Source organism: Aminithiophilus ramosus, assembly GCF_018069705.1.
Classification (GTDB): Bacteria; Synergistota; Synergistia; order Synergistales; family Aminithiophilaceae; genus Aminithiophilus; species Aminithiophilus ramosus.
The window spans coordinates 418907-442542 of sequence record NZ_CP072943.1 but is presented as its reverse complement, the minus strand read 5'-3'; the positions used below and the strand labels follow the sequence as shown (position 1 = coordinate 442542).

Sequence of the window (23636 nt, the reverse complement as noted above, 5' to 3'; positions counted from 1 at the left end):
TTTTCGACGGGCCCCCTCGCGCGACGTCTCCACGGCGCCTCGACGGAGCGGAGCGAGACCAGGCGGCCTGCGAAAAGACGGAAAGGGAGAAGGCCTTGCGGCCAAAACAGGTATAATGACCTCCAAGCTTCACTATACCGGAATGCCCCTTGCCGGGGAAGGATTCAGGAGGGATGTCCCGTGTGGAAAATCGGTCTCGTCGGCTGCGGAAACGTCGGATTGGGTCTGCTTCGCATTCTGGAGGCAAAAAGAGGCGATCTCGAGAATCGCTACGGGTTCACCTACGCCGTGACGGGCGTCGTCGACCCCTTCCGGGGCTCGGTGGGTGACGAGCGGGGGCTCGACGTGGCCGCCCTTCTCGCCGCCGCCGACGGGGGAAAATCCTTCCGGGGCCTGGGAGACCCCATCGATCTCGACTGGCTCCTGGAGGGAAGGGCCAACGTCATCGCCGAGGCGACGCCGACGAACCTCGTCGACGCCATGCCCGGCCTCGACCACATCCGCCGCGCCCTCGCCGCCGGCTGTCACGTCGTGAGCACCAACAAGGGTCCCGTCTCCCTGGCCCTGCCCGAGCTGCAGGCCCTGGCCCGCGAGAGAGGCGTCCAGTACCGCATCGAAGGCGTCCTCCTCAGCGGCACGCCGGCCATCAACCTCGCCGGAGAGGCCCTGGCCGGTTGCGACATCCTCTCCGTCCAGGGCATCGTCAACGGCACGACCAACTTCATCCTGACCCGCATGGAAGAGGGAGCCGATTACGGCGCGGCCCTCGCCGAGGCCCAGGCCCTGGGCTATGCCGAGACGGACCCGACGGCCGACGTCGAGGGCTGGGACGCCGCCGTCAAGGCCCAGGTCATGGCCAACGTCTTCCTCGGACAGTCCCTGGCCGTGGACGACGTGGAGCGTCTCGGCATCAGCCATCTCACCGGGGCCGACATCGACGCCGCCAGGGCGAAGGGCTGCCGCCTCAAACTCATCGCCGAGGTGGAGCGAAGCGGCGAGGGCGTCAGGGCCACCGTGGCCCCCCGCGAGCTCCCCCTCTCCCATCCCCTGGCCGGCGTCTCGGGGGCCATCAACGCCCTCACCTTCAGAACGGACCATCTGGGCGACGTGACCATCGTCGGCCCCGGAGCGGGCCGCGTCGAGACGGGACAGGCCCTTCTGGTCGACCTGCTGGCCCTGAACCGCTGAGACGGCGCGACGCAGGAGGGGGGAGCGCCCGGACCGGGAGCTCCCCCCTCCTCGTGACGCGCCGCCCTCAGCGGACGACGCGAAGGGCCTTGCCTCCGTTGCGCTCCAGCGTCCCCGGAGGAAGGATCTCGACGGAGACCCGGATCGTCGTCACCGTCTGAATGGCCCTGACGGCCCTCTTGGCCATGCGGGAGGCCTCGTCGTCCCCGACGGGCCTTTCGGCCTCGCAGAGCACCTTCAGCTCCTTCATGGCCCCGTCCGTCAGAACGTGGAGCTGGTAGTGAAGGGATAGCCCCTCGACGCGGCTCAGGGCCACCTCGACCTGCGAGGGGAAAACGTTGACGCCGCGGATGATGAGCATGTCGTCGCAGCGTCCCTTGATCCGCGCCAGCCTCGGCTCGCCGCAGCCGCAGGGGCAGTCGGCGGGAAGGAGCCGGGAGAGGTCGCGGGTGCGGTAGCGGATGACGGGAAGGGCCTCCTTCGTGAGGGTCGTGATGACCACTTCGCCCTCGCTCCCGGCGGGCAGGGGCTCGCCCGTGTCGGGATCGACGATCTCGACGAGGAAGTGATCGGGGTCGAAGTGAAGTCCCGACCGCTCGGGGCACTCCATGGCGACGCCGGGACCGATGACCTCCGAGAGACCGTAGGAGTCGAGGGCGACGATGGAAAGCCCCTCTTCGATGCGGAGGCGCATCTCCTCCGTCCAGGCCTCGGCGCCGAAGATGCCCACCCGCAGCGCGAGTCGGTCGCGGATGCCTGCGGCCCCGATCACCTCGGCCAGGTGAAGGGCGTAGGAGGGAGTGCTGGTGAAGGCCGTCGTGGCCAGGTCCTCCATGAGGAGAAGCTGGCGTTCCGTGAAGCCGCCTCCCGCGGGAACGACCATGGCGCCGAGACGCTCGGCCCCCCAGTGGAACCCCAGGGCCCCCGTGAAGAGGCCGTAGCCGAGAATGACCTGAAAGACGTCTTTGTCGGTCAGGCCCGCCACGGCCAGGCGATGGGCCATGATGTCGCTCCAGAGGGCGACGTCTCCTTCGCTGTAGGCGACGACGGTGGGCTTTCCCGTCGTTCCCGACGAGGCGTGGACGCGGACGGCCTTCCTGCGGTCGCAGGCCAGCAGCCCCAGGGGATAGTTCTCGCGCAGATCGGCCTTGGTCGTGAAGGGCAGTTTCCGAAGATCGTCGAGGCTCCCGATGGATTCGGGCGAGATTCCGAGCTCCTCCATCTTCCTCCTGTAGGGAGCCACGCGCTCCCAGACTCGGCCGACGAGGCTCTGAAGCCTTTCCAGGCGAAGCGCCTCTCCCGCGCCCGTCGCCACCGTGCAGGTCGTTGCTTTCATGAGAATCTTCCCCTTTCGCGAATCGGACATTCGTCGTCTCCAGAAGGCACAAAAAAAGGTTCCCGCTCATCTTCGAGCGGGAACCCCCGGAAGGCCGTCACGGACGCCTAGGCGCCGGATCGATCCCCTGGGGACCCCGCGCTGCCGTAGACGTAATAATAGCCGTTGGTGAAAAGCGATCGCGTCATGGCCGACCTCCGCCTATCTTACTCGATAAGGCAGTATACCAAGGCTCCGTCTCACGGTCAAGAGCCCCCTTTGTCGCTGTCGCCGGACAATGGTATTGTCACTCGTGAAGAGGACAGGGAAAATGTCACTTATGACGACCAGGAGAGACCTACTCATGAAGACAAAAGAAGCAAGGCGCTTGGGGTTGGTGGAAGAGGCTGGGGCGACCTGACGGTTCAGGAGGTGGCCGATCGGCTCGGTCTGAGCCGCCGTCAGGTCTTTCGGATCAGACCGACGCTGCCGGGAAGAGGGAGCGCAGGGGCTTCTCTCAAGGGCGTCGCCGGACAAGGGCAGGGTCACCTCTCAGGAGGACAGGGAAACGGGCACGGGAGACGGCCCATAGAGATCGACTCATGAAGGAAAAAGGGACCAGGCGCCTGGATAGGGCCCGACAGGACCTCGACGGGAAGCCGGGGGAGGAGAAAAAACCCTCCCCTTTTTCAGCTGCCCACGAAGCGATAGAGCGATCGGGGACGGCCGGGCTTTCCCTCGGGATCTTCCTGCACGCGCCGGACCTGCCCCTTTTCGACGAGAAACTCCAGGTAGCGGTGCGCCGTGGGATAGGCCAGCCCCAAAGAGGCGGCGACGGCCCGGACGTCGAGGGAGAGGCCCTCGCCCCTCAGGAGGTCCAGGACGCGCCGCGACGTCTCCTCGGCGATGCCCTTCCTGGGCAGATCGCGGCGGCTCTCGCGGCGGTAGCGGACCAGCTCGCCGTGAAGGCGGATGCGGGAGGAAAAATCGGCCAGACGGAGGGGCTTGCTGACGAAATCGTCGGCTCCCGCCAGGGAGAGATCGCGGGCCACCTCGGGCGATTCCTCGACGGTAAGGGCCAGCAGGACGACGGAGGAGGAGAGCTCCCGGGCCCGCCGGATCGCCTCGATGCCGCTCATGAGGGGCATGTGGTAGTCGACGAGCAGGATGTCGACCTCGTCGGAGCGGACCCAGTCGAGAGCCGTCAGGGGGTCGGCGGTGACTTTCATCTCCCAGCTCAGGGAAAGGGCCATGGCCTCCAGGGTGTAGAGGATGGACAGATCGTCGTCGAGGGCGCCGAGACGAAGGCTCATGGGATCTTTTCTCCTTTCTGAAGGGGCAGGGAGATCGTGACGGAGGCTCCCCGAAGGCGACGGCTTCTGCCGTACTCGAGGCGGCCTCCGTGTTCGCGGACGACCTCTTCGACGAAGGGGAGACCGAGCCCCGTCGAGCCCCAGCCCGAACGGTGAGGGCGGGGAAGGTGCTCCATGCCCGGCCCGTCGTCATCGACGGCCAGGACCAGCTCCCCTCCCCGGCGAAAGGCCGAGAGGAGGAGGGCGGCCGGCTCTCCCGCGGCCCGATGGCCGTTGTCGAGGAGATTCACGAGGGCTCGGGAGAGGCGGACGACGTTGACGAAGACGATCAGGCCGCAGGCCCTCTCATCGACGTCGACGGCGATCGATTCTCCCCAGGGAAGGGGGCGGAGCTGGCTGACGGCGTAGTCGACGAGGGTCCCCGCCGGGACGGGACGACGGGCCTGAGGGCTGAGAATCTCGGAAATCATCTGGTCCATCGTCGCCGCCGCGTCGAGGATCATGGCCGCGTGGCGGCGCGATCCTTCCCGGGGAAGTGTGGCCGCCAGGACGTCGGCCAGTCCCGTCACCGTCGTCAGAGGGCGCTTGAGGTCGTGGACGAGGCGCTGGATTTCTCCCGTGACCCGTCCGGCGAGCTGCCTCTCTCTCAACTCCGAGAGCTCCCTCTCCTGACGGCGCAGCCGTCTGAGCTGGGCCAGCTGCTTCTCGTAGCTGATGAAGAGTTCCGTCGTGACGAGGGCCGCCGCGAAGAGCCCCAGGAAGGAGACGAGGCCGGCCATGTTGAGGATCGACTCCGTCTCCATGAGGGAGGCCGTCGTCTTGACGGCCATGGAGAGCTCGCCCCAGCCGAAGCCGTAGGCCGTGAAGAGGGGAATGACGTCGAGCCACTGGAGGGAGAGGAGGAGGATTCCCAGGACGAGGGCCTGCCTTCCCCAGCGGGAGACGTCGCGCGTCAGATACTGGATGAGGACGACGCCGGAAAGGCCCAGGACGGCGGGCATGCCGAAATGGGGGATGCTGGGAAGGTCGAGCCAGGTCACGATCTGATAGCAGAGGGGCACGGCCACGAGGGGGACGACGCGCTCGAGGCGGGGACAGCCGAAAAGGGAGGCGACGGAACTGCCCACCAGGAGCCACCCCTCATAGAGGAAGAGGGCCTTGACGGCGTTGACGGCGACGAGAAGGGCCATGGCCGCCAGAAGGTAGCCGCTGTCGCTCCTTTCGACGGCCAGATCGATGAAGCGGAAGACGCCGAAGACGGGTCTCTCGCTGTTCTGAGAGAGGATCCAGAGGAAAAGCAGGGCCAGCCCCAGGGGGCCGGGAGAAAGACCTCTCTTTTCGACGGGGCCCATCAGTCGCTCAGCTCCCAGCGGCGGTAGCGGACCAGAAGGAGAAGGAAAAGGCCCCCTCCGGCCAGGGCCCGGAGACGACGGAAGGGGGCGGGACCGCGGCGGACGGGCCGTCCGTCGAAGGGGATCCCCTCGCGGCGGGCCACTTCGGCCAGGTTGAGCAGGTGGAGGACGGGCCATCCCTCCTGCAGGGCCGACGCGATCAGTCCATTGCCGCCTCTGTCGGCGAAAGAGGCATCGAGAAGGCCCGGCGGCAGGGAGAGGACGACCTCGTCGTCGCCGAGATTGGCCCGTCCGCCGCCGATCTGGACGACGAGGCGGGGGGAGAAGGCCCGGAGGGCCTCTTTCTTGGCCTCGACGACGGAGCCGAGGCCGAAGACGAGAGGGACGCCCTCGGCCTCGGCGCTCTCTTTCAGGATCGCCGCCCCCTCGTCGGAAAAGCCGCCGCCCCTCTCGTCATCGCCTCCCAGTGAGTAGAAGGCCGCCTTCGTCGACAGATACCCGCCGAGGCGCAGCTCGCTCAGGATGACGGGCAGGGGGAAGGAGACCTCGTTGGCCCCCCACGTCGAGGCGCCCAGGGAGGCGATGAGGAGGACGTCGAGACCGCGCTCCTCGGCGGCGGCCAACCCCGAAAGGAGCAGCCCCGGGAAGGAGGCCGACGAAAGGAAGGCGACGCGGTCTCCCGATTTCAGGCCCAACCGGTCGAACCAGCGCAGGAAGAGGACGGCCCAGACGGGGTTCGTCGAGGCCTGCTTCGACGGCAGCGAGCCCAGCGTCGTCGTCAGAGGACTCCACTCGACGCCGATGAGCCCCGTCGAGAAGGGATCCTCGGCCGAGGGCCCCATCCCCCTCGCAGCCCGGCAGGAGGCCAGGTGGTCCTGGGCCGCCCGGACTCTCTCCCAGGCCCTTTCTTCCTCATTGGAGAGAGGGCCCGACGGGGCGAGGCAGAGGAGAGCCGCCAGGGCCGCACACAGCAGGAGGAGGGCGACGTTGCGCCTCTTGAGCGGCGCCGGAGGACCGAAGAGGAGCTGGACGAGACCGTCGGCAAGGGCACGGCCCCTCACGGCAGGAGGCCTCCCAGCAGAAGGGTCGAGGCCGTGAGAAGGATCAGGGCGGCCACGGTGGGAACGATGCCCTGGCGTTCCATATCGGCGGCGACGAGACCGGGGACGACCCATCCCACCCAGACCGGAACGCCGCTTCCCGGAGGCAGGAGGAAGGGGAGAAACCCTCGCAGGGCAAGGGCGGCCAGGAGGGCGAAGGCCAGGCGCTGCCGTCCGTAGAGCCCCAGAAGGCGGACGGCCCCCTCGATGAGGGGCAGAAGGAGAAGGGCGGCGGCCACTGTGGCGATCAGAGGACGGGAGGAAGCGCCCTGGAGGGCCAACAGCCCCGGAGAGAGGATGCCCCCTCCGGAAAGGCCCGTCCTGCCGTAGAAGGCCATGCCGAGGGCGACGGAAAGGGCGACGAGAAGAGAGGACGTCATCGCAGGGGGACCTCCTCGCAGGCGTCGAGGGCCTCCAGAGGCAGACCGGAGGCGTTGCCGCAGCCGAAAAGGCGCCTTCGCGACGCGGCGAGGTCCTTCAGTTCCTCGAAGGAGGATAGGGGCGTCCAGGCCATGCCGTGGAATCGCCAGGGGTGGTCGCCGCAGAGGAGGCGCTCTCTCCAGGCCCTGGAGGCGATCCAGGGGCGGAAGGCCCGAAGGCGGCCCGGCCTGTCCCGGCGATGGTTGTAAAGAAGGGTCGTCTCCTCGGCCGACCACCCCGTCCGGCGCCAGAGGAATTCGGTGCTCTCCGGCTCGTTGGCCGCAAAGGCACAGGCGAGCAGGCCCGATCCGACCCGGACGAGGCGGAAGCGGCCCCGATCGTCGGCGAGATGGGAGTCGAAATCGACGCCGGAGGGGTCGAGGCCGAAAAAGGCCAGGGCCGCCAGGGCCAGGCGACGGTTGCCCGCCTCGTAGCCCCCTTCGCCCGGCGGAAGGGTGTGGACGGAAGAGGCACGGGCCTCGAGGGCGGAACGGAGGGGCGCGTCACCGGAAGCCTCCTCGCCGAGAAGGACGGGAACGGAGGGGGAGATGCCCGCCAGGAGGGCACGGCGGGCTCCCTCTCTGCCGGGCCCCCAGACCTCCTCGTGATCGGCCCGGACATTGGTGACGATCAGAAGGCGGGGCCGGAGCCAGCGCGAGGCCAGGATCTGCAGGTCGGGCGATACGGCGCTGTTTTCGACGACGACGGCCTCCGTCGGCGGCAGCTGGCGGAGCCACCAGCGGAGCTCCTCGATGTGGCCGCCCTGGGAGCGGAGGAGGGTGCGCGTCCCCTCGGGGGAGATCTCCGTGGGCACGACGCCGGTGAAACGGGCCCGGCAGGAGATCCCCAGAGAGAGAAAGGCGGCCGCCAGAAGGCGGACGACGCTGCTCTTGCCCCGCGTGCCCGTGACGATGACGGAATAGACAGGTCGAATCAGTCCCGTTCCCTCCTCTTTTCCCCACGAAGGGGGGCGACCCGAGGGCCGCCCCCTTAGACTACTCCATCGGAGATCGTCGATCCAGAAGGGGAGAAAGAGCCTGTCGCCCCTCCCCCGCCCTCGCCTAGTAGCCTACGGGAACGCCGAGACGGCGGCTGTCGGCCCCGCCGTGCATGACGCCGTCGACGAAGAGGATGCCCTGAGCTGTTCCGTAATAGCCGCCGCGGGGCTGGACTTCGACGTTGTGGCCGCGCCACTCGAGAAGGGCCGCCACATCGGGATCGATGGCGTCCTCCATGCGCAGAGGACCGCGCTTGCCGCCCGAGGCGTAGGTGAAGATCCGGGGCTGCTCGATGGCCTCATCCATGGTCATGCCGAAATCGACGACGTTCATGATGATCTGGCTCACGGCGGTGATGATCCTCCAGGCCCCGGCGGCGCCGATGGTCATGAAGGGACGGCCCTGGGGATCGAGGACGACGGAAGGCGACATGGACGAAAGGGGACGTTTGCCCGGCTCGGGGGCATTGACGCTCTGGGGGTCGGAGGAGAAGTCGTCCATCTGGTTGTTGAGAACGAAGCCGTACTCGGGGACGACGACGCCGGAGCCGAAGAAATAGTTGACGGTGTTCGTCGAGGCGACGATGTTGCCCTTGGCGTCGACGACGGAGAAGTGGCTCGTCGAAATGTGCTGGTCATCGGTGCCGCCCACATAGGCCATGGCCTTCTGGTTGTCGTAGGTCCAGGGATAATCGGCCTCGACGTCGACCATGACGGCATCGCTTTTGATCTTGCCGGCCAGCTTGGCGGCGTACTCCTTGCTGGTCAGGCCCCTGAGGGGGACGTTGACGAAGGCCGTGTCGGCCATGTACTTGCCCCGATCGGCGAAGACGAGTTTCATCGCCTCGGCCAGGGTGTGGAGATGCTGGGGCTGGTTGTGCCTCCAGCTCGAGACGGGGAAGGTCTCCATGATGTTGAGAAGCTGGATGATGTGGGTGCCGCCGCTGGAGGCGGGAGGCGTCGAGAAGATCTGGTAGCCCCTGTAGCTGCCCTGGACGGGTTCGCCCACCTTGACGGCGTAGCCCTGGAGATCTTTCATCGTCATGGCGCCGCCCGAGGCGTTGACGGAGGCGACGACGGCCTCGCCGAGGGGGCCCCGATAGAAGGCGTCGGGCCCCTGCTCGGCCAGGAGGCGGAAGGATTTGGCCAGTCCGGGCTGACGGAGGGTTTTGCCGGCCTCGATGGGAAGGCCTCCCTCGAAGAAGGCCGACCGATCGAGGTCGTTGTAGGCGGCCATCTTCTCGAAGTTGTCGGCGATGATGCCCGTCTGCATGGGATGGACCTCGAAGCCCTCCTCGGCGAGGCGGATGGCCGGCTCGGCCACCTGGGCGAAGGAGAGGGTGCCGTACTTCTCGAGGGCCGTGAACATGCCCAGGACCTGTCCCGGGACGCCGACGGACCTGCCGCCCAGGACGGACCACTTCTCGGCCTTGGCCTGTTCGGAGGCGAAGAGATCCTTCGTCGCCGAGGCGGGGGCCGTCTCGCGGTAATCGAGGAAGACCACTTCCCCCGTGGCGGCGAAGCGGACGACCATGAAGCCGCCGCCGCCGATGCCCGAGGCGTTGGGCTCGACGACGTTGAGGGCCAGCATGGTGGCCACGGCGGCGTCGATAGCGTTGCCGCCCTTCTGGAGGATCTCCACTCCGGCCCTGGAGGCCAGCTCGTGGGCCGACGAGACCATGCCGTGACGGGCCGTCACGTCCTGGAAATCGACGGCCCAGGCCGCACCGGTCAGGACGATGCAGAGCGCCGCCAGGAGACAGATAACTCTCTTTTTCATGAAACCACTCCTCCCTTCGAATCGGTCCCCGAGGGAACCGTCATGAAAAGGCCGCCCCCCTGAGGGAAGGAGACCGTTCCGCCTAGCTCCGGGGCAGCGGGGCCAGGAAGGCGCCCAGACCCCGTTCCACGATCTCCCCGTAGGAGGGAACGCCGTCGACGGCGATCTCCGCCTCGGGCTTCACCATCCCCAGCATTTCCACGAAGCTCATGATGGCCGTCACATGACGGGCCACGCGCAGATCGATGGGCTGATCCCTCTCGTAGGGGATGAAAAGCCGCCCCAGCTCGGAGGCCTTGGCGTAGAACTTGTCCTCTCCGGTGAGGACGAGGGCCTCGTCGGTCCGGCCCCGGAGGCGGCCCTGGCTGGGATTGCCCGTCTCCATCAGGATGGGCATGACGTCGCTGTTGTCGCCCCATTCGCGGTGCGTCAGCCCCCTGAGGTTCGTCGGCGAGGGCTCGAGGCGCATGGGAATCCCCGCCGCCTCGAGCTCCATCGTCACCATGGCGGCCAGCTCCATGCTTTTCTCGTGGGCCACGATGGCGTTGACGACGGGGTACTCGGGCGAGGCCTCGTGGAGGTCGAAGGCCAAGTCGACCTTCTCCTTCCGGATCATCTCCAGCAGGGCGTAAGCCAGGCGCTGGGTGAGATTGCCGTCGGGCAGCCCCGGATGGGCCCGGTTGAGGTTGCTGCTCTCGCTGCCGGCCAGATTCTGTCCCGAAGGCTCGTGAATGTAGATGTCGGGCGCGGGCCACTGGTAGATGGCGTTCGTCGCCCTGGAGCCGTAGCGGAAGACCCGTCTCGATCCGTCGGGAAGGGCGAAATGGAAGGCCTGAGGGTGCCCCTCCTGGGGCGAATTGTGGTTGAAGGCCATCATGTTGGCGAAGGGGACGACGATGAGGCGTCCCGCCGTGACGTGAGCCCTTTCGAGGAGCAGGACGGCGGCCATGGAGGCTGCCGGCTCGTTGGGGTGGGTGCCGCCCATGACGAAGACGGTCCCCCCGGGAAGGCCGCTGTCCTGGATGTAGACGGCCGTGTCGGCCGGGGTGCCGGCGATGCCGTCGAACCACTCCGAGAGGCGATGCTCGACGAAGCCGGGAGCGGGGACGACGACGTCGGCCTCGTGCATGGCGAGGAAGGAGTGTCCCGTCCAGCCCATCACGGCCAGGGCCAGGGCCAGGAGGAAGAGGGCCGTCTTTTTGCTGCCTTTCAGGCTGAAATTCACGGTCTTCCTCCTCACTTCACAAGAAGGATGCGCATGACGAGAGGGACGATGACCATCGTCGCCGTCACCTGCTTCCAGAAGTCCTTCTCCCGGAAGAGGCAGCGCAGGATCAGGGCCAGGACGAAAAGGGCGATGCCACGGTAGATGAACGTCATCTAGGCCACCTCCTAGTAGAGAATGCCGGCGATCGTCTTGGCGCCGAGAATGACGGCGATGCCCCAGGCAGCCGTCAGAAGGCCGGGGACGACGCAGTACCGAAGGACCCTGAAGTAGTTCTCCTCGCCGACGACCTGGGCGGCGAAGATGCCCGCCAGGGCCGTGGGCGGCATGAGATCGCCCAGGCCGGCGATGAGGCTCAGGGCCGATCCGACGATGATCTCGTTCCGTCCCAGCAGGGCCAACAGGAAGGGGACGCCCAGAACGGACGCCGAGCCGAAGGCCGATACGGCGCCGAAAAGGGGCATGGAGGTGGCGATGCCCACATAGAGAAGCCAGGCGGGCAGGGCCAGGGCCGAGACGACGACGAAGCCCCGGACGCCGATGAGGGTCATGATCTGGATGAACATCCCCACGCCCATGAGGATGCCCATGACGGGTAGGGCGTCGTTGATGGCCGCCGTGACCGTCTCGAGAGGGTTCCACTTGACGCCGACGAAGAGGGCCACGGCCGAGGCGAGGAGGAAGTCGAGGGGCATGCCCAGGGGAGGCCAGACCGCGGGGAAGAGACGCTCTCCGCCGAGAAGGACGGTGAGAACGACGATGGGAGCGAAAAGACGCAGCGACAGGGGGGTGCGAGCCATCCGGGCCAGCTCCCGCTCCAGCGTCGGATCTTCGTCCTTTTTGCGCAGATCGGGATAGATGAGATGGAAGGCCGTGAAGACGGCCAGGGGAACGGTGCAGACCAGGAGAGGAAGGCCGAAGCCGACGTAGGGCATGTCGATGCCGCCGCCGATGATCATGGCCGGCAGGTTGATGGGCGGGGCGATCATGCCGTAGATGGCGCCCATGGCGATGGCCGCCGCCGTCTTGACGGCCGGAACGCCGAGGCGGATCAGGACGGGAGCGACGAGGGCACCCGTCGTGAGGACCGCCGCCGTCGACGAGCCGGTGATCATGCCGGGCACCATGATGAGGGCCATGATGCCCAGGGAGAGGAGGGCCGGCGCCCGGCGGAAGCGGCGGATCATCCAGGCCGCCACCGACTCGAGAAGGCCGATGCTCTCGACGGTCTTCATGAAGATCATGGCCGTGGCGATGATGAGGATCGTGTCGAGGTAGCCGAAGGTCCCCTCGACGAGATGGCGCAGGGGAAAGCCGGCCCCTCCGACGAGGGCCCCGACGACGGCGGCCCCTCCCATGGCGACGGCGATGGGGAGCTTGAGGGCGAAGGCCCCGAAGGCGAAGCCCCCGATCATGACGAGGGTGTAGAACCCCTCGGGCCAGAACCAGTCCATGGCCGGAGACTAGAGGACGCCCCAGAGGGCGAGAAGGGCCTTGAGGGGCTCGTCGGTGGCGCGGACCGTCGCCGCCGTGTCGACGGCGATTCCCTTGCCCTCGACGAGGCGCGTGAAGAGGCCGTCCTTGTCGGCTCCCTCGACGACGATGAGGTGATCGGCCAGGGGGACGACGGCCTCGATGAAGAGGTCCGACAGGGTTCCCCTCCGCCCCTCGCCGCCGACGTGCATGACGAGGACCTTGATCCCCTTCGTCTTCGCCGCCTCGATGAGGGCGATGGCCCGGGCCTTTTCCTGATCCTGGTCGATTCCGGCCGCGCCGAGCCCCTTCGAGCTGCCTCCGACGACGGCGACGAGGACCTTCTGTCCGGCCAGGGCCTCGGGTTTCATGAGGGCGTCGTAATCGACGTCGACGGCCAGCTTGCGGAAGACGACGCGGGCCATGACGGCGTCGGGACTCTGACCGACGGAGGTGAGGGCCACGTCGGCGGCGTGGGCCGCGCCGACGGAGGCGACGGAAAGGACGAAAGCGAGCAGGAATAGCGAGAGCTGTTTCTTCATGTCTGAAGACCTCCTTGGCTCGAAGCCGGGTAATTGCCTGACGATTCTTTTGTCTATTTTCGCCCCCTTCCGCCTGACGATCCAGATTTTTTATCTTATTTATCTTTTCGCGCAGAACCGAGCCCCGCCGTCGCGGGCCGCTCCCTCTCTCCGGCGCCTCGAGCCTCCGGACGCCTCCTCCACGGCCGGGAAGAACGCCCCTGCCGCCGTCGATCGACGGCGGCAGGGGCGTTCTTCGTCCCGCTCCCGCCCGCAGGTCGACAGCTGTGCGACGGAGGGGCTCGCCTTTCCGGCGCCGACGGCGCCGGCCGGAGTCAGAGACATCCCTGCCTTCACCCGACACCCGGCTACGGTTCGACGCGGCAGCTCCCCCAGTCTCGCCATTCGCCCTCTTCGTCGCGGCTCTCCACGCGGACCTCATCGCCTTTGACCCACCAGACCAGCCGCGCCTCGTCGCTGTAGCGAGCCCCCGAGGCGGACAAAAGCTGAGGCAGCGTGTACTCGCCGCCGGGGAAGGAAAGCCTGACGAAGTGCAGGCTCCCGTCGGCGAGGCCGTAATAGCGGGCCACGACCCTGTCACCGTTGTCGCAGCGGTAGGCGACGGGATCTCCGCCCGTGACGGTCGGAGGTGCCTCGCCGCCGACCGTCACCCGAAAGAGAGCCAGACCGATAAGAGCCAGAATCAGGACAAGACCGATCTTCTTCACCTTCAAATGCGTCCCCTCCCTTTTCTCTGCGCGCAAAGAGACCCCGGACACCGGCCGACAAGAACCACGCTGACGCGATAAACGGCTCCCCTCATGATACTCCCTGCCGTGACGCGTTCGAGAGGGCGAGGACCGAAAAACGGCGCAGGGGGAGGTCCGAGGACCTCCCCCTGCGCCGCCTGAACGTGACGGATCGTCGCTTCAGTGGACCGCGACCTGGGCCTTCTTTTCAAGGACGCGATCGAAGGTGCGGCGATCGCGAAATTCCTCTTTTTTCCCCTTGTTCCACTGCGAGACAGGGGTGAGAAAACCGACGACGCGGGAGTAGATCTCACAGCGAGTTCTCTTGTCCTTTTCCATTTGGAGCAGCTCTCCTTTCGCGGATCGAACGGGACCCTTCAGGGTCGTATGTCGACGACGAGGCCCTGTGCCTCGAGGATTTTCCGAAACCCCTCCAGCCGCGACGGCGGGAAGGGAGCTCTCGTTCCGTAGGAGGGATCGAGGGTTTTGCCGGGACGGAAGTTCTGGATGACGAAACGCCTCCCCCCCGGCAGAGCTTCGCGATGGCCTCCATATCGGTCTCGTCGTGGAGGCCGGGGACGACGGTGGTGCGAAAAAGGACGTCGACGGCACCTTCAAGGAGGAGCGAGAGGCTCTTCCCGACGGCCTCGATCCGGTCCGGCGAGGCCCCCAGCTCGCCGTACCGCTCCAGAGGCAACTTGACGTCGAGGGCGACGCGATCGACGAGACGGCGACCCAGCAGCTCCTCGAGCACGCCGGGCCTCGTGCCGTTCGTGTCCAGCTTGACCCGGAAGCCCCGCACCCGGGCCTCGGCCAGGACCTCGGCCAAATCGGGCTGGAGCGTCGGCTCCCCTCCCGTGAAGGCGACGCCGTCGAGCCGACCTCGACGGGCCTCGAGATGATCCCAGAGCCTCTCCAGCGGGAACCCCTCCCCATCGACAGCCCCTTCGACCAGATCGCCGTTGTGGCAGTAGGGACAGCGCAGGTCGCAGCCGGAGGTGAAGGCGACGCAGCAGATGTAGCCCGGGTCGTCGAGAAGGCTCGTCCTGATCAGGCCCGCGAGCTTCATGAGATCTTCTCTTCCTCGACGTAGCCCCTTTCGGCGTCGCAGTAGGGGCAGAACTCGTGGGCCCCCGGGATGTAGCCGTGGACGGGACAGACGCTGAAGGTGGGCGTGATGGTGTAATAGGGAATGCGGTAGTGATCGGCGATGCGGCGGACCAGGGCCTTGACGCTGTCCACGTCGGGAAGGTTCTCGCCCAGGAAGCCGTGGAAGACCGTGCCGCCCGTATAGAGGGTCTGAAGCTCGTCCTGGAGGTCGAGGGCCTCGAAGATGTCGTCGGTGAACCCCACGGGGAGTTGAGAGGAGTTGGTGTAGTAGGGCTCGGCGCCGTGGAGCCAATTTTCCTGGTTGGCGCAGGCGATGCGGGCCCCGAAGAGCTCCTTGTCCTTGCGGGCGAACCGGTAGGTGACCCCCTCGGCGGGCGTCGCCTCCAGGTTGTAGAGGTTCCCCGTCGCCTCCTGATAGTCGGCCAGGCGGTCGCGCATGCGGCGCATCACCTTGGCGGCGAAATCGATGCCCTCCTGTCGGGTGAGGTCGTGACCGTGGAAGTTGAGAAGGGCCTCGTTCATGCCGTTGACACCGATGGTGTTGAAGTGGTTGTTCCAGTAGTTTCCCGAGGCCCTCTTGATCTCCCTGAGGTAGAAGCGCGAGTAGGGATAGAGCCCCGCCTCGGTGAGCTTCTCCAGGGCCTTGCGCTTGATCTCCAGGCTCTCCCTGGCCAGGTCCATGAGGTGGAGGAGGCGGTCGAAGAACTCGCTCTCCGTGCGGGCCAGAAAGCCGATGCGGGCCATGTTGATGGTGACGACGCCGATCGATCCCGTCATGGGATTGGAGCCGAAGAGACCTCCGCCGCGCTTGCGCAGCTCCCTGTTGTCGAGGCGGAGGCGGCAGCACATGCTCCGGGCGTCGTCGGGGCTCATATCGGAATGGATGAAGTTGGCGAAGTAGGGAATGCCGTACTTGGCCGTCATCTCCCAGACGGGGTCGAGGACGGGATTGTCCCAGTCGAAGTCCTCGGTGATGTTGTAGGTGGGAATGGGAAAGCCGAAGACCTTGCCGTTGGCGTCGCCCTCGAGCATGACTTCGGCGAAGGCCCGATTGAGCATGTCCATCTCGGCCTGAAACTCGCCCAGGGTCCGGTCCATGAAGCGGCCGCCGACGATGGCCGGAGTGCCCGCCATTCCGGCGGGGACCGTCAGGTCGAGGGTGATGTTGGTGAAGGGCGTCTGGAAACCGACCCGCGTGGGGACGTTGAGGTTGAAGACGAACTCCTGGAGGGACTGCTTCACCTCCCGATAGCTCAGCCCGTCGTAGTGGATGAAGGGAGCCAGGCAGGTGTCGAAATTGGCGAAGGCCTGGGCTCCGGCCGATTCGCCCTGGAGGGTGTAGAAGAAGTTGACGATCTGGCCCAGGGCCGTGCGGAAATGCCTCGGCGGCAGGCTTCCCGTCTTGGTCGCCACGCCGGTGAAGCCCGACCGGAGGAGATCCTGGATGTCCCAGCCGCAGCAGTAGACGGAGAGGTTGCTCAGGTCGTGGATGTGGAGATCGGCGGCGACGTGGGCATCGCGCACGGCCGGGGGATAGATCTCCTGGAGCCAGTACTGGGCGGTGATCTCCGAGGCGATGTAGTTGTTCAGCCCCTGGAGGGAGTAGCTCATGTTGCTGTTCTCGTTGACCTTCCAGTCGATGCGCTCCAGGTACTGGTTGACCATGTCGACGGCGCCTCCGACGAGGCGCTGCGTGTCGCGCATGCGGGCATGCTGCTCCCGGTAGAGGATGTAGGCCTTTCCCACGTCGGCATAGCCCTTTTCGAGGAGGATCTTCTCGACCAGGTCCTGGACCTGCTCGACGGCGGGAATGCCCTCGCGGGAGAAGAAGATCTGAAGGTAGGCCGTGACGCCGCGGGCCACGTCACGGCCGATCTGTTCCGGCTCGTCGCGGCCTACGGCGCGAGCGGCCTTTTCGACGGCCCTCTCGACTTTGCGGACGTCGAAATCGACTTCCTGCCCGTCCCGTTTGCGGATGAAGCGAATGACCATGAAGATCCCCTTTCAGACGACAAGGGCCGCGACGGGAACGATATCCCGAGGCGGCAGAAGACGGACCGACTCCGGCCTTGCGGCGCGGAGCGCTGCGGGAAGAGGGAGGAAAAGAGGAGGAGGAGGCGATCGGAGCACTAGATACGGGGCATCTGAGGGGAGAATACCACATATCTAGTGTGCCGACTACCGCAAAAGACGGTACTTTTGGACTCTCTTTACGGGGCCAAGATGTGCCTCGAGGACTATTGACCCGACATGAAGGGGCCCCCTCGAACGAAGAGGTCTTTCGTGAATTTTCAGCTAAAAATCCACTAACGCCGCTCCCGCGCCGCGTCGAGGTGCCTGCACCGGCCTCGACGGCGAAAGGCGGGACAGCTGCAGGAATCGTGGGCGACGTCGACGGCGTAGGTCTCCTCTCCCCGGGCGAGGAAGATGGCTCCCTCGACGGGTTCCAGGATCACCGTCTCCTCCGGCGCGGAGAGGACCTTCGCCGGGCCGTCGAGAGCCTCGTTGGAGAGGGCGTCGGCCCGCTCGTTCCGCTCCCGCGGGACCCATTGGTAGGTGACGTCGACGGCGCCCGCACCGTTTCGGGCCCGGCCGGCCAGTTCGGCCAGGCGGGGCTCGCGGATCTTCCACTCCCCCTTCATCTGGCGGACGACGAGCTGACTGTCGCCGCGGACGATGAGGCTCTTCAGCTCCCGCCGGTCCGCCTCGGCCAGGAGAAGGATGAGGGCCTCGTACTCGGCCTCGTTGTTGGTCCGATTCCCCAGGGCACGGGCGGCGCTCCAGATCTCCCGCCCCGACGGATCGTACAGGACGGCCCCCGCCCCGGCCGGGCCGGGATTGCCCCGCGAGGCGCCGTCGAAATGCCCGATAAAGGTCATGGTGGTCCTCCTTCTTGTCCTTTTGTCCTTTTGGATCATCGTCCTATTCTAGCTCTTTCCGCTCCGGAGCGGCTCGAGCCGCGCGGTGGAGGAAGTCGCATCCCCGAGGTTCGGACACCGAGAAGCCCCCCGGCCCCGGCGGACGGGGTACCCTCCCGCTCACCGCGTCGGGGCGGATTCGGGGAGAAGATCCACCCCGACTGCCGAGGGGAAGCCCTCTCCTTGGCGTTGCAACGGGGCGGCCCCGCTGCTATTGTGAGGCCGTTCGAAGGGCCGATCCGAGCCCTCTCCATCCGGGGCTGGGCTTGTGGACAAAGGCCGTCAGGATCTCTCCGTGCAAAGCCTCGGGACGGAGACACGGTCCCTTTTTCCGCTCGCGGCCCTCGCTCCACCGCCGACATGCCCCTGGGATTTCACCCCGGGGCTCGTCGGGAACCCTCCTCGCCCCCGCCCGAAAGGGGGAGAGAACCGAAAAAAGGAGTGACCTCGATGACTTCGTCCATGAAACGTTTCCGCCAAAAAGTGATCGCTCTCGTCGAAGAAAGGGAACTGGACCGGAACGAGACCGTCGAAATCCGTCCCCTGGGCGTGGCCGAGGCCATCGGCGATCCCGCCCCCTGGCACGACTACCCCCTCATGGAGGGAAAGGAGAAACTCATCGAAGCCCGGTACGGCGACGGCAGAGGGCAGGCCTTCACGTCGACCCCGGCGGGGTGGCAGGGGACTCTGGGAGACCTGCTCGACATCGAGCCGACGAGCGACCGCAACAGGGCGCTCTTCGTCGCCGCGGCCAACGCCATCGGGAGAAGGCTGGGACGGGTCCGATCGACGATCCACTGTCACGACGCCGCCACGGGACGCTGTGCCGAGGCCATGGCCGAAGAGGCGGCCCGCCGCCTCTCCCCCGGGGGGAAGGTGGCCCTCGTCGGCTACCAGCCGGGATTCGTCCACGCCCTCTCGGAGCGCCTCGGCCCGGAAAAGCTCCTCGTCGTCGACCTCGATCCCGAGAGGATCGGCAAGGTCGAGGCCGGCGTGACGATCCTCGACGGGCGGACGGAGCTGAACCGTCTCGCCGCCGAGGGCGAGTGGGGGCTCGCCACGGGATCGACGCTCGTCAACGACTCCCTCGACGGAACCATCGCCGCCTTCGCCGCCCGGGGAAAACCCGTCGTCTTTTTCGGCACGACCATCGCCTTCGCCGCCTGCCTGCTCCATCTGGAGAGACTCTGTTTCGAGGCCGAATAGGAGTCTGTCGGACTTCTACGGGGAAAAAGTTGCTTTGGCCTGACCCATAAGACCAAGGACTTGCCTGCAAGAACAAAAAATTCCTTTCAGATAACACAAAAGGGCGTCGATCAACTATCGTCAAGCCAAGCCCGGCAGATTCACCGGCACGAATAAACCCTATCCGCCTCCCGTAGATTTGCAACTTTGTTGCAAAATCTATTTTCGTCGCAAAAGCTTTTGTTCACTTTTGTTTCTTGCTTCCGGCTCCTCGGGATGTTACGGTAATATTCAATCAAATAGAGCCTCCGAGCCTTCAGTGCCTAAAGCCTTCGACTGCTTCTCCGAAAGGCCAGGGACCGTCGGCCGATGGGTGTCCCGCGGAAACGGGGACGCCTCCCGCGTTCGGAAAGGAGGAACGACCGAAAAGTCTTTCGGCTGTTCGTGGCTGCTTCCTGTGCGGGGAGCGGCCTTTTTTGCGCCTCTCTCCGAGAGTTTCGCTATTTCAGGGGGGCTCCCCTCAGGGGAGCGAGGAACCGTCCCGCAGGGGACGAAAGAGGCACGAGGAGGGACGATATGAAACAGTACTTCCGCAAGAGCATCATGGTCAACGGCTGTCCCCATTCGGTCGTCGCCGATCCCGAGACGACGCTGGCCGACGTGATCCGCAGGCAGCTCGGCCTGACGGGCACCAAGGTCGGCTGCGGCGTGGGCCAGTGCGGCGTCTGCAACGTCCTCATGGACGGCAAGCTGGTCCAGTCCTGCATCGTCAAGTGGTCCAAGGTCTCCGATGGAGCCTCGATCCTCACCATCGAGGGGATGGGCGCTCCCGGCCGCCTCCACGCCCTCCAGTGGGCTTTCATCAAATGCGGAGGCTTTCAGTGCGGCTTCTGCACGCCGGGCTTCATCGTCAGCGCCAAGGGCCTCCTCGACGAAAACCACAACCCCACCCGGGAAGACGTCCGCGACTGGTTCCAGAAGCACCGCAACGCCTGTCGCTGCACGGGCTACGTCCAGATCGTCGACGCCGTCATGCTCGCCGCCAAGGTCCTGCGCGGCGAGGAGGAGATGACCGACTTCTCGGAGATGCTCGGCAAGGACGGGGCCGTCTGGGGAACCTACTACCCCCGCCCCAGCGCCGTTTATAAAGTGACGGGAACCTGGGACTTCGGCGACGACGTGGCCCTCAAGCTTCCCGAGGGAACCCTCTTCGCCGCCTGCGTCTGCCCCGAGACGCACCACGCCCGGGTCAAGAAGATCGATTTCTCCGAGGCGGAGAAAATGCCCGGCGTCGTCAAGATCGTCACCGCCGCCGACATCTTCGCCAACAAGGGCACGAACCGCATCCGAGGCCAGGTCGGTTCCGGAACGGCCACGACGGACGGATGGGAGCGGCGCATCCTCGTCCCTGAAGGCGACAAGATCCGCCAGTGGGGCGAGTCCGTGGCCATCGTCTGCGCCGACACGGAGACTCTGGCCCGAGAGGCGGCCAAGGCCGTCAAAGTCGAGCTGGAGGAGCTGACGCCCCTCCTGTACGTGAAAGACGCCATGGCCCCCGGAGCGATCAAGGTCTACGACGAGATCGCCGACATCGACGGCATCCCCAACGCCTTCAACAAGCGTCCCATCATCAAGGGCGACGATCCCAAGGCCGCCCTCGACAGGGCTCCCTTCGTCGTCGACGAGGAGTTCTACAGCTCCCGTCAGCCTCACCTCACCATGGAGACGGACTGCGGCTTCGGCTACTACGACGAAGAGGGACGGCTCACGCTCCAGACGAAGAGCATCTGCGTCTACCGCCACCAGCTCATGATCGCCCGGGGTCTCGGCGTGGCCCCCTCCAAGATCCGCGTCATCCAGAACAACATGGGCGCCTCCTTCGGCTACAAGGTGGCCCCCACCAACGAGCCTCTCCTCGGCGCCTGCGTCATCGCCACGGGGCGGCCCGTCTACATGCGCCTCGACATGAAGGAGCACATCGTCCGGACGCCCAAGCGCTCTCCCTTCCTCATGAAGGTCCGCGTCGGCGCCGACGAGAAGGGCAAGATCGTCGGCCTGGAAAACCACTGGTACGTCGACCACGGCCCCTACTCCGAGTCGAGCCAGGACCTGACCAACAAGGGCGGCCAGTTCATGCTGGCCCCCTACCACGTCGACGACATCCGCGGCTGCGGCTACACCCTCTTCACCAACCACCGCTGGTCGGCGGCCTTCCGCGCCTACGGCGCCCCCCAGACCTACCACGCCGGCGAGATCGCCGTCGACATGCTGGCCGAGAAAGCCGGGATCGACCCCCTCGAGTTCCGCGAGAGGAATCTGCTCCGCGTCGGCGACACCCTTCCCAGCGGGCAGAAGGCCGAGGTCTACCCCCTCCAGGCCATGGTCAACCGCATGCGTCCCTACTACGAGGAGGCCAAGGCCAAGGCCGAGGCCCTCTCGACGGATACGGTGAAGCGGGGCGTGGGCATCTCCATCGGCATCTACAACTCCAACGACGACGGAGCCGACGACGCCAACAGCCACATCGAGCTGACCCGCGACGGCGTGACCCTCTACAACACCTGGGAGGACCACGGCCAGGGAGCCGACATGGGCTGCGTCGGAACGGCCCATGAGGCCCTCCGTCCTCTGGGACTGAAACCGGAGCAGATCAAGCTCGTCCTCAGCGACACGGCCAAGGCCCCCAACAGCGGCGCCGCCGCCGCCAGCCGCTGCCAGGTCATGGTGGGCATGGCCATCGTCGACAGCTGCCAGAAGCTCCTCAACGCCATGCGCCGCCCCGACGGGACCTACAGGACCTACGACGAGATGATCGCCGAGAACATCCCCGTCTACCACGAGGGCTACTACAAGGCCACGCTGCGCAACGTCGACGGCGAGATCCAGACCTGCACCGGCATGGATGACGCCACGGGACAGGGCTACCCCTTCGCCAACCACATGTTCGGCATCTTCCTGGCCGAAGTCGCCGTCGAGCTGGCCACGGGCAAGACGACCGTCGAGCGCTTCACCCTCGTCAGCGACGTGGGAAAGATCAACAACTTCGCCGTCGTCGAGGGACAGCAGTACGGCGGCATCGCCCAGGGCATCGGCCTGGCCCTCTCGGAGGACTTCGTCGACATGCGCAAGCACAACAACCTCATCGGCTGCGGCCTGCCCTTCATCAAGGACGTGCCCGATGCGATCCGTCTCATCCACCTCGAGTCGCCTCGCGAGTTCGGCCCCTTCGGCGCCTCCGGAACGGGCGAGATGCCCCTTTCGGCGCCCCATCCGGCCATCCTCAACGCCATCAACAACGCCTGCGGCGTGCGGCTCACCACCATTCCGGCCACGCCGGAGCGGGTCCTCGAGGGCCTCAAGGCGAAAAAAGCCTGACCTGACGGAGTGGGTTTTCCGCTCCGCACGACGGAGCGTCTCCCCCTAGGGGGAGACGCTCCCTGTACAAGGAGGGACGACCATGACGGAAGCTCTGCAGGAAAACCTGGCCGGCAAGCTGGACGACCTGCCCCTCATCAGCGCCGCCTCTCTCGGCGAAGGGGTGCTGAAGCGGATCGTCTTCGGCCCCGGACGCTTTTTCGACGACTACTCGGTGCGCCTCTTCACCCTGCCGGCCCGGAAGATCATACCCGTCCACGAGCACGACTGGCCCCACTACCTCATCACCCTCGACGGCCACGGACAGGTCGTCATCGACGGCGTCCTTCACGATCTGCCTCAGGGCTCATGGGCCCACGTCCCCGCCGACGTGCCCCACTCCTACGGCAACAGCGGCGACGACCCCTTCACCTTCCTCTGCATCGTCCCCTGGCGGGGCGACCCTCAGGGAAGGCGGATCGGAATGAAGCAGCGGCGCATCGAGGAAAAAGAACAGGAGAACTGACGCGATCCCATTCCGTCCTGCCACGGCAAACCGGAATGCCTCCTCTGTTGCCAAAAGCATCAAGGTGGTACGTTTTGTCGTGATCAAAACCCATAGAGCTATTATATCGTTTTATTAGATGATTTGACGTTATTTACTTCGGTTTTCCGCCTTGACTGACGGGAACGAGGGGTGTATGGTCTTCATAAAATGCAACAAGATTGCAAGACCGGCATTCCCCAATCCGAAGGAGGTTCGAATCATGAAGTGGCAACGATCGCTCCGCTCTCTGCTGGTGGTCTCTCTTATCTTCTTCGTCCCTCTTGCCGCCTCGGCCGATACCGTCGCCGTCGCCGGAAGCATGGGCGACTGCATGGCCGACATGGCGGCCGCCTTCAGCTCTTCCGGCCGGGGAGAGGCGCCCCAGTTCGTCGCGGGAGCCTCGGGCAAGCTGGCGGCCCAGATCAAGGCGGGAGCCCCCTTCGGCCTTTTCCTCTCGGCAAGCGCTCAGTGGACGAAACACCTCGACGAGGAGGGGCTGCTCGAAGAGGTGGCCCCCATGGCGACGAGCCCTCTGGCCCTCTGGTGGCCCAAGGCGGAAGCTCCCTCCGTCGACCGTCTCCCCTCGGGCGAGCTGAAGATCGCCATCGCCGATCCCGAGACGGCTCCCTTCGGCAAGGCGGCCAAGGACTATCTCCAGTCGCTGGGCGTCTATGACGCCTTCCTCGCCGAGGGGAAGGTCGTCATCGGAGGCGTCATCCAGACGGCGGCCATCATCCCCGCCCAGGGCGGCGCCGACGTGGGCATCGTCTCCCTCTCGGTGGCCCTCAAAATGGAGGGCGGCAGCTACACCCTCCTTCCCATCAAACCTCTGGGCAACTCGGGCGGCCTCGTCAAGGGAAAGGCCACCGATAACCTGAGGGCCTTCTGGTCCTTCATCCGGTCGGCCGAGGCCGCTCCGATCTGGAAAAAGTGGGGCTTCGAACCGGCAGCCCGTTGACGGCACCTGTCTGAACCGAGAGACCGAGGCGATACCGGCCCTCTTCTCCAGCCGATATCGCCCCGGCCGCGAGGTTATCAGGCCTCGACTCTCCGAAAACCGCAGGAGGTCCCGTCGGAGTCGGCCGACAA

21 protein-coding genes and 1 riboswitch are annotated in these 23636 nt (G+C 66.1%); of the genes, 5 read left to right on the top strand and 16 right to left on the bottom strand.

The window, feature by feature from the left end:
- Window positions 1-180: 180 nt before the first annotated feature.
- A complete protein-coding gene (locus KAR29_RS01800) occupies window positions 181-1188 on the top strand; it encodes a homoserine dehydrogenase (protein ID WP_274373950.1) in 1008 nt (335 codons plus the stop codon).
- Between the two features lie 67 nt (window positions 1189-1255).
- On the opposite strand, the gene KAR29_RS01795 is transcribed toward KAR29_RS01800, so the two are convergent.
- The 16 genes from KAR29_RS01795 to KAR29_RS01720 form a co-directional block, all read right to left on the bottom strand.
- A complete protein-coding gene (locus KAR29_RS01795; RefSeq protein ID WP_274373949.1) occupies window positions 1256-2524 on the bottom strand; it encodes a phenylacetate--CoA ligase family protein in 1269 nt (422 codons plus the stop codon).
- A gap of 668 nt (window positions 2525-3192) precedes the next feature.
- Window positions 3193-3816 carry a response regulator gene (locus KAR29_RS01790; RefSeq protein WP_274373948.1) on the bottom strand — a complete coding sequence of 208 codons (624 nt, stop codon included), beginning with the start codon at window positions 3814-3816 and terminating at the stop codon, window positions 3193-3195.
- On the bottom strand, window positions 3813-5168 hold the full coding sequence (locus tag KAR29_RS01785) for a sensor histidine kinase (protein WP_274373947.1): 1356 nt from the start codon (window positions 5166-5168) through the stop codon (window positions 3813-3815). The genes KAR29_RS01790 and KAR29_RS01785 overlap by 4 nt, the downstream gene beginning before the upstream one ends.
- Window positions 5168-6229: a poly-gamma-glutamate system protein gene (gene pgsW / locus KAR29_RS01780; RefSeq protein ID WP_274373946.1), complete on the bottom strand. Its 1062-nt coding sequence runs from the start codon at window positions 6227-6229 to the stop codon at window positions 5168-5170. The genes KAR29_RS01785 and pgsW overlap by 1 nt, the downstream gene beginning before the upstream one ends.
- Complete coding sequence (locus tag KAR29_RS01775) at window positions 6226-6648, bottom strand: poly-gamma-glutamate biosynthesis protein PgsC/CapC (protein ID WP_274373945.1); 423 nt, start codon at window positions 6646-6648, stop codon at window positions 6226-6228. Before KAR29_RS01775 ends, pgsW begins: the two co-directional genes overlap by 4 nt.
- On the bottom strand, window positions 6645-7502 hold the full coding sequence (locus KAR29_RS01770; RefSeq protein WP_311135606.1) for a gamma-polyglutamic acid synthetase: 858 nt from the start codon (window positions 7500-7502) through the stop codon (window positions 6645-6647). Before KAR29_RS01770 ends, KAR29_RS01775 begins: the two co-directional genes overlap by 4 nt.
- Window positions 7503-7749: 247 nt before the next feature.
- Entirely contained in the window at window positions 7750-9465 is a 1716-nt protein-coding gene (gene ggt, locus KAR29_RS01765) for a gamma-glutamyltransferase (RefSeq protein ID WP_274373944.1), read from the bottom strand.
- A gap of 82 nt (window positions 9466-9547) precedes the next feature.
- Complete coding sequence (locus tag KAR29_RS01760; RefSeq protein WP_274373943.1) at window positions 9548-10690, bottom strand: succinylglutamate desuccinylase/aspartoacylase family protein; 1143 nt, start codon at window positions 10688-10690, stop codon at window positions 9548-9550.
- A gap of 11 nt (window positions 10691-10701) precedes the next feature.
- Window positions 10702-10845 (bottom strand): hypothetical protein, encoded by a 144-nt coding sequence (locus KAR29_RS01755; RefSeq protein ID WP_274373942.1) that lies wholly within the window; start codon window positions 10843-10845, stop codon window positions 10702-10704.
- Window positions 10846-10857: 12 nt separating this feature from the next.
- Window positions 10858-12144 (bottom strand): TRAP transporter large permease subunit, encoded by a 1287-nt coding sequence (locus KAR29_RS01750; protein WP_274373941.1) that lies wholly within the window; start codon window positions 12142-12144, stop codon window positions 10858-10860.
- A 9-nt stretch (window positions 12145-12153) separates the two neighbouring features.
- Window positions 12154-12705: a DUF6305 family protein gene (locus KAR29_RS01745; RefSeq protein ID WP_274373940.1), complete on the bottom strand. Its 552-nt coding sequence runs from the start codon at window positions 12703-12705 to the stop codon at window positions 12154-12156.
- A 347-nt stretch (window positions 12706-13052) separates the two neighbouring features.
- A complete protein-coding gene (locus KAR29_RS01740) occupies window positions 13053-13412 on the bottom strand; it encodes an MliC family protein (protein WP_274374892.1) in 360 nt (119 codons plus the stop codon).
- Window positions 13413-13613: 201 nt separating this feature from the next.
- Window positions 13614-13772 carry an anaerobic ribonucleoside-triphosphate reductase gene (nrdD, locus tag KAR29_RS01735; RefSeq protein ID WP_274373939.1) on the bottom strand — a complete coding sequence of 53 codons (159 nt, stop codon included), beginning with the start codon at window positions 13770-13772 and terminating at the stop codon, window positions 13614-13616.
- Window positions 13744-14502 (bottom strand): anaerobic ribonucleoside-triphosphate reductase activating protein, encoded by a 759-nt coding sequence (locus KAR29_RS01730; protein WP_274373938.1) that lies wholly within the window; start codon window positions 14500-14502, stop codon window positions 13744-13746. Before KAR29_RS01730 ends, nrdD begins: the two co-directional genes overlap by 29 nt.
- Complete coding sequence (locus KAR29_RS01725) at window positions 14499-16535, bottom strand: ribonucleoside triphosphate reductase (RefSeq protein ID WP_274373937.1); 2037 nt, start codon at window positions 16533-16535, stop codon at window positions 14499-14501. Before KAR29_RS01725 ends, KAR29_RS01730 begins: the two co-directional genes overlap by 4 nt.
- Window positions 16536-16849: 314 nt before the next feature.
- On the bottom strand, window positions 16850-17422 hold the full coding sequence (locus KAR29_RS01720; RefSeq protein ID WP_274373936.1) for a ribonuclease HI family protein: 573 nt from the start codon (window positions 17420-17422) through the stop codon (window positions 16850-16852).
- Between the two features lie 489 nt (window positions 17423-17911).
- Here KAR29_RS01720 and KAR29_RS01715 point away from each other — a divergent pair, with 489 nt between their 5' ends.
- The 4 genes from KAR29_RS01715 to modA all read left to right on the top strand — a co-directional run bounded on the left by KAR29_RS01715 (window position 17912) and on the right by modA (window position 23505).
- Window positions 17912-18667, top strand: coding sequence for a Rossmann-like domain-containing protein (locus KAR29_RS01715; RefSeq protein WP_274373935.1), 756 nt, complete (start codon window positions 17912-17914; stop codon window positions 18665-18667).
- Window positions 18668-18939: 272 nt separating this feature from the next.
- Window positions 18940-19078: riboswitch (molybdenum cofactor riboswitch) on the top strand.
- 144 nt (window positions 19079-19222) lie between these two features.
- Window positions 19223-22021, top strand: a complete 2799-nt coding sequence (locus KAR29_RS01710) for a molybdopterin-dependent aldehyde oxidoreductase (RefSeq protein ID WP_274373934.1) — start codon at window positions 19223-19225, stop codon at window positions 22019-22021.
- Between the two features lie 82 nt (window positions 22022-22103).
- A complete protein-coding gene (locus tag KAR29_RS01705) occupies window positions 22104-22526 on the top strand; it encodes a cupin domain-containing protein (protein ID WP_274373933.1) in 423 nt (140 codons plus the stop codon).
- 241 nt (window positions 22527-22767) lie between these two features.
- The gene (modA, locus tag KAR29_RS01700; protein WP_274373932.1) at window positions 22768-23505 is read left to right on the top strand and encodes a molybdate ABC transporter substrate-binding protein; all 738 of its coding nucleotides are present in this window, start codon (window positions 22768-22770) and stop codon (window positions 23503-23505) included.
- Window positions 23506-23636 lie beyond the last annotated feature (131 nt).

Coding starts and splice junctions, on each gene's coding strand:
- nrdD (WP_274373939.1), bottom strand. CDS start 13,772: ATGGAAAAGGACAAGAGAACTCGCTGTGAGATCTACTCCCGCGTCGTC.
- KAR29_RS01775 (WP_274373945.1), bottom strand. CDS start 6,648: ATGACGTCCTCTCTTCTCGTCGCCCTTTCCGTCGCCCTCGGCATGGCC.
- modA (WP_274373932.1), top strand. CDS start 22,768: ATGAAGTGGCAACGATCGCTCCGCTCTCTGCTGGTGGTCTCTCTTATC.
- KAR29_RS01730 (WP_274373938.1), bottom strand. CDS start 14,502: ATGAAGCTCGCGGGCCTGATCAGGACGAGCCTTCTCGACGACCCGGGC.
- KAR29_RS01790 (WP_274373948.1), bottom strand. CDS start 3,816: ATGAGCCTTCGTCTCGGCGCCCTCGACGACGATCTGTCCATCCTCTAC.
- KAR29_RS01720 (WP_274373936.1), bottom strand. CDS start 17,422: ATGACCTTTATCGGGCATTTCGACGGCGCCTCGCGGGGCAATCCCGGC.
- KAR29_RS01755 (WP_274373942.1), bottom strand. CDS start 10,845: ATGACGTTCATCTACCGTGGCATCGCCCTTTTCGTCCTGGCCCTGATC.
- ggt (WP_274373944.1), bottom strand. CDS start 9,465: ATGAAAAAGAGAGTTATCTGTCTCCTGGCGGCGCTCTGCATCGTCCTG.
- KAR29_RS01715 (WP_274373935.1), top strand. CDS start 17,912: ATGACTTCGTCCATGAAACGTTTCCGCCAAAAAGTGATCGCTCTCGTC.
- KAR29_RS01750 (WP_274373941.1), bottom strand. CDS start 12,144: ATGGACTGGTTCTGGCCCGAGGGGTTCTACACCCTCGTCATGATCGGG.
- KAR29_RS01795 (WP_274373949.1), bottom strand. CDS start 2,524: ATGAAAGCAACGACCTGCACGGTGGCGACGGGCGCGGGAGAGGCGCTT.
- KAR29_RS01725 (WP_274373937.1), bottom strand. CDS start 16,535: ATGGTCATTCGCTTCATCCGCAAACGGGACGGGCAGGAAGTCGATTTC.
- KAR29_RS01710 (WP_274373934.1), top strand. CDS start 19,223: ATGAAACAGTACTTCCGCAAGAGCATCATGGTCAACGGCTGTCCCCAT.
- KAR29_RS01705 (WP_274373933.1), top strand. CDS start 22,104: ATGACGGAAGCTCTGCAGGAAAACCTGGCCGGCAAGCTGGACGACCTG.
- KAR29_RS01745 (WP_274373940.1), bottom strand. CDS start 12,705: ATGAAGAAACAGCTCTCGCTATTCCTGCTCGCTTTCGTCCTTTCCGTC.
- KAR29_RS01785 (WP_274373947.1), bottom strand. CDS start 5,168: ATGGGCCCCGTCGAAAAGAGAGGTCTTTCTCCCGGCCCCCTGGGGCTG.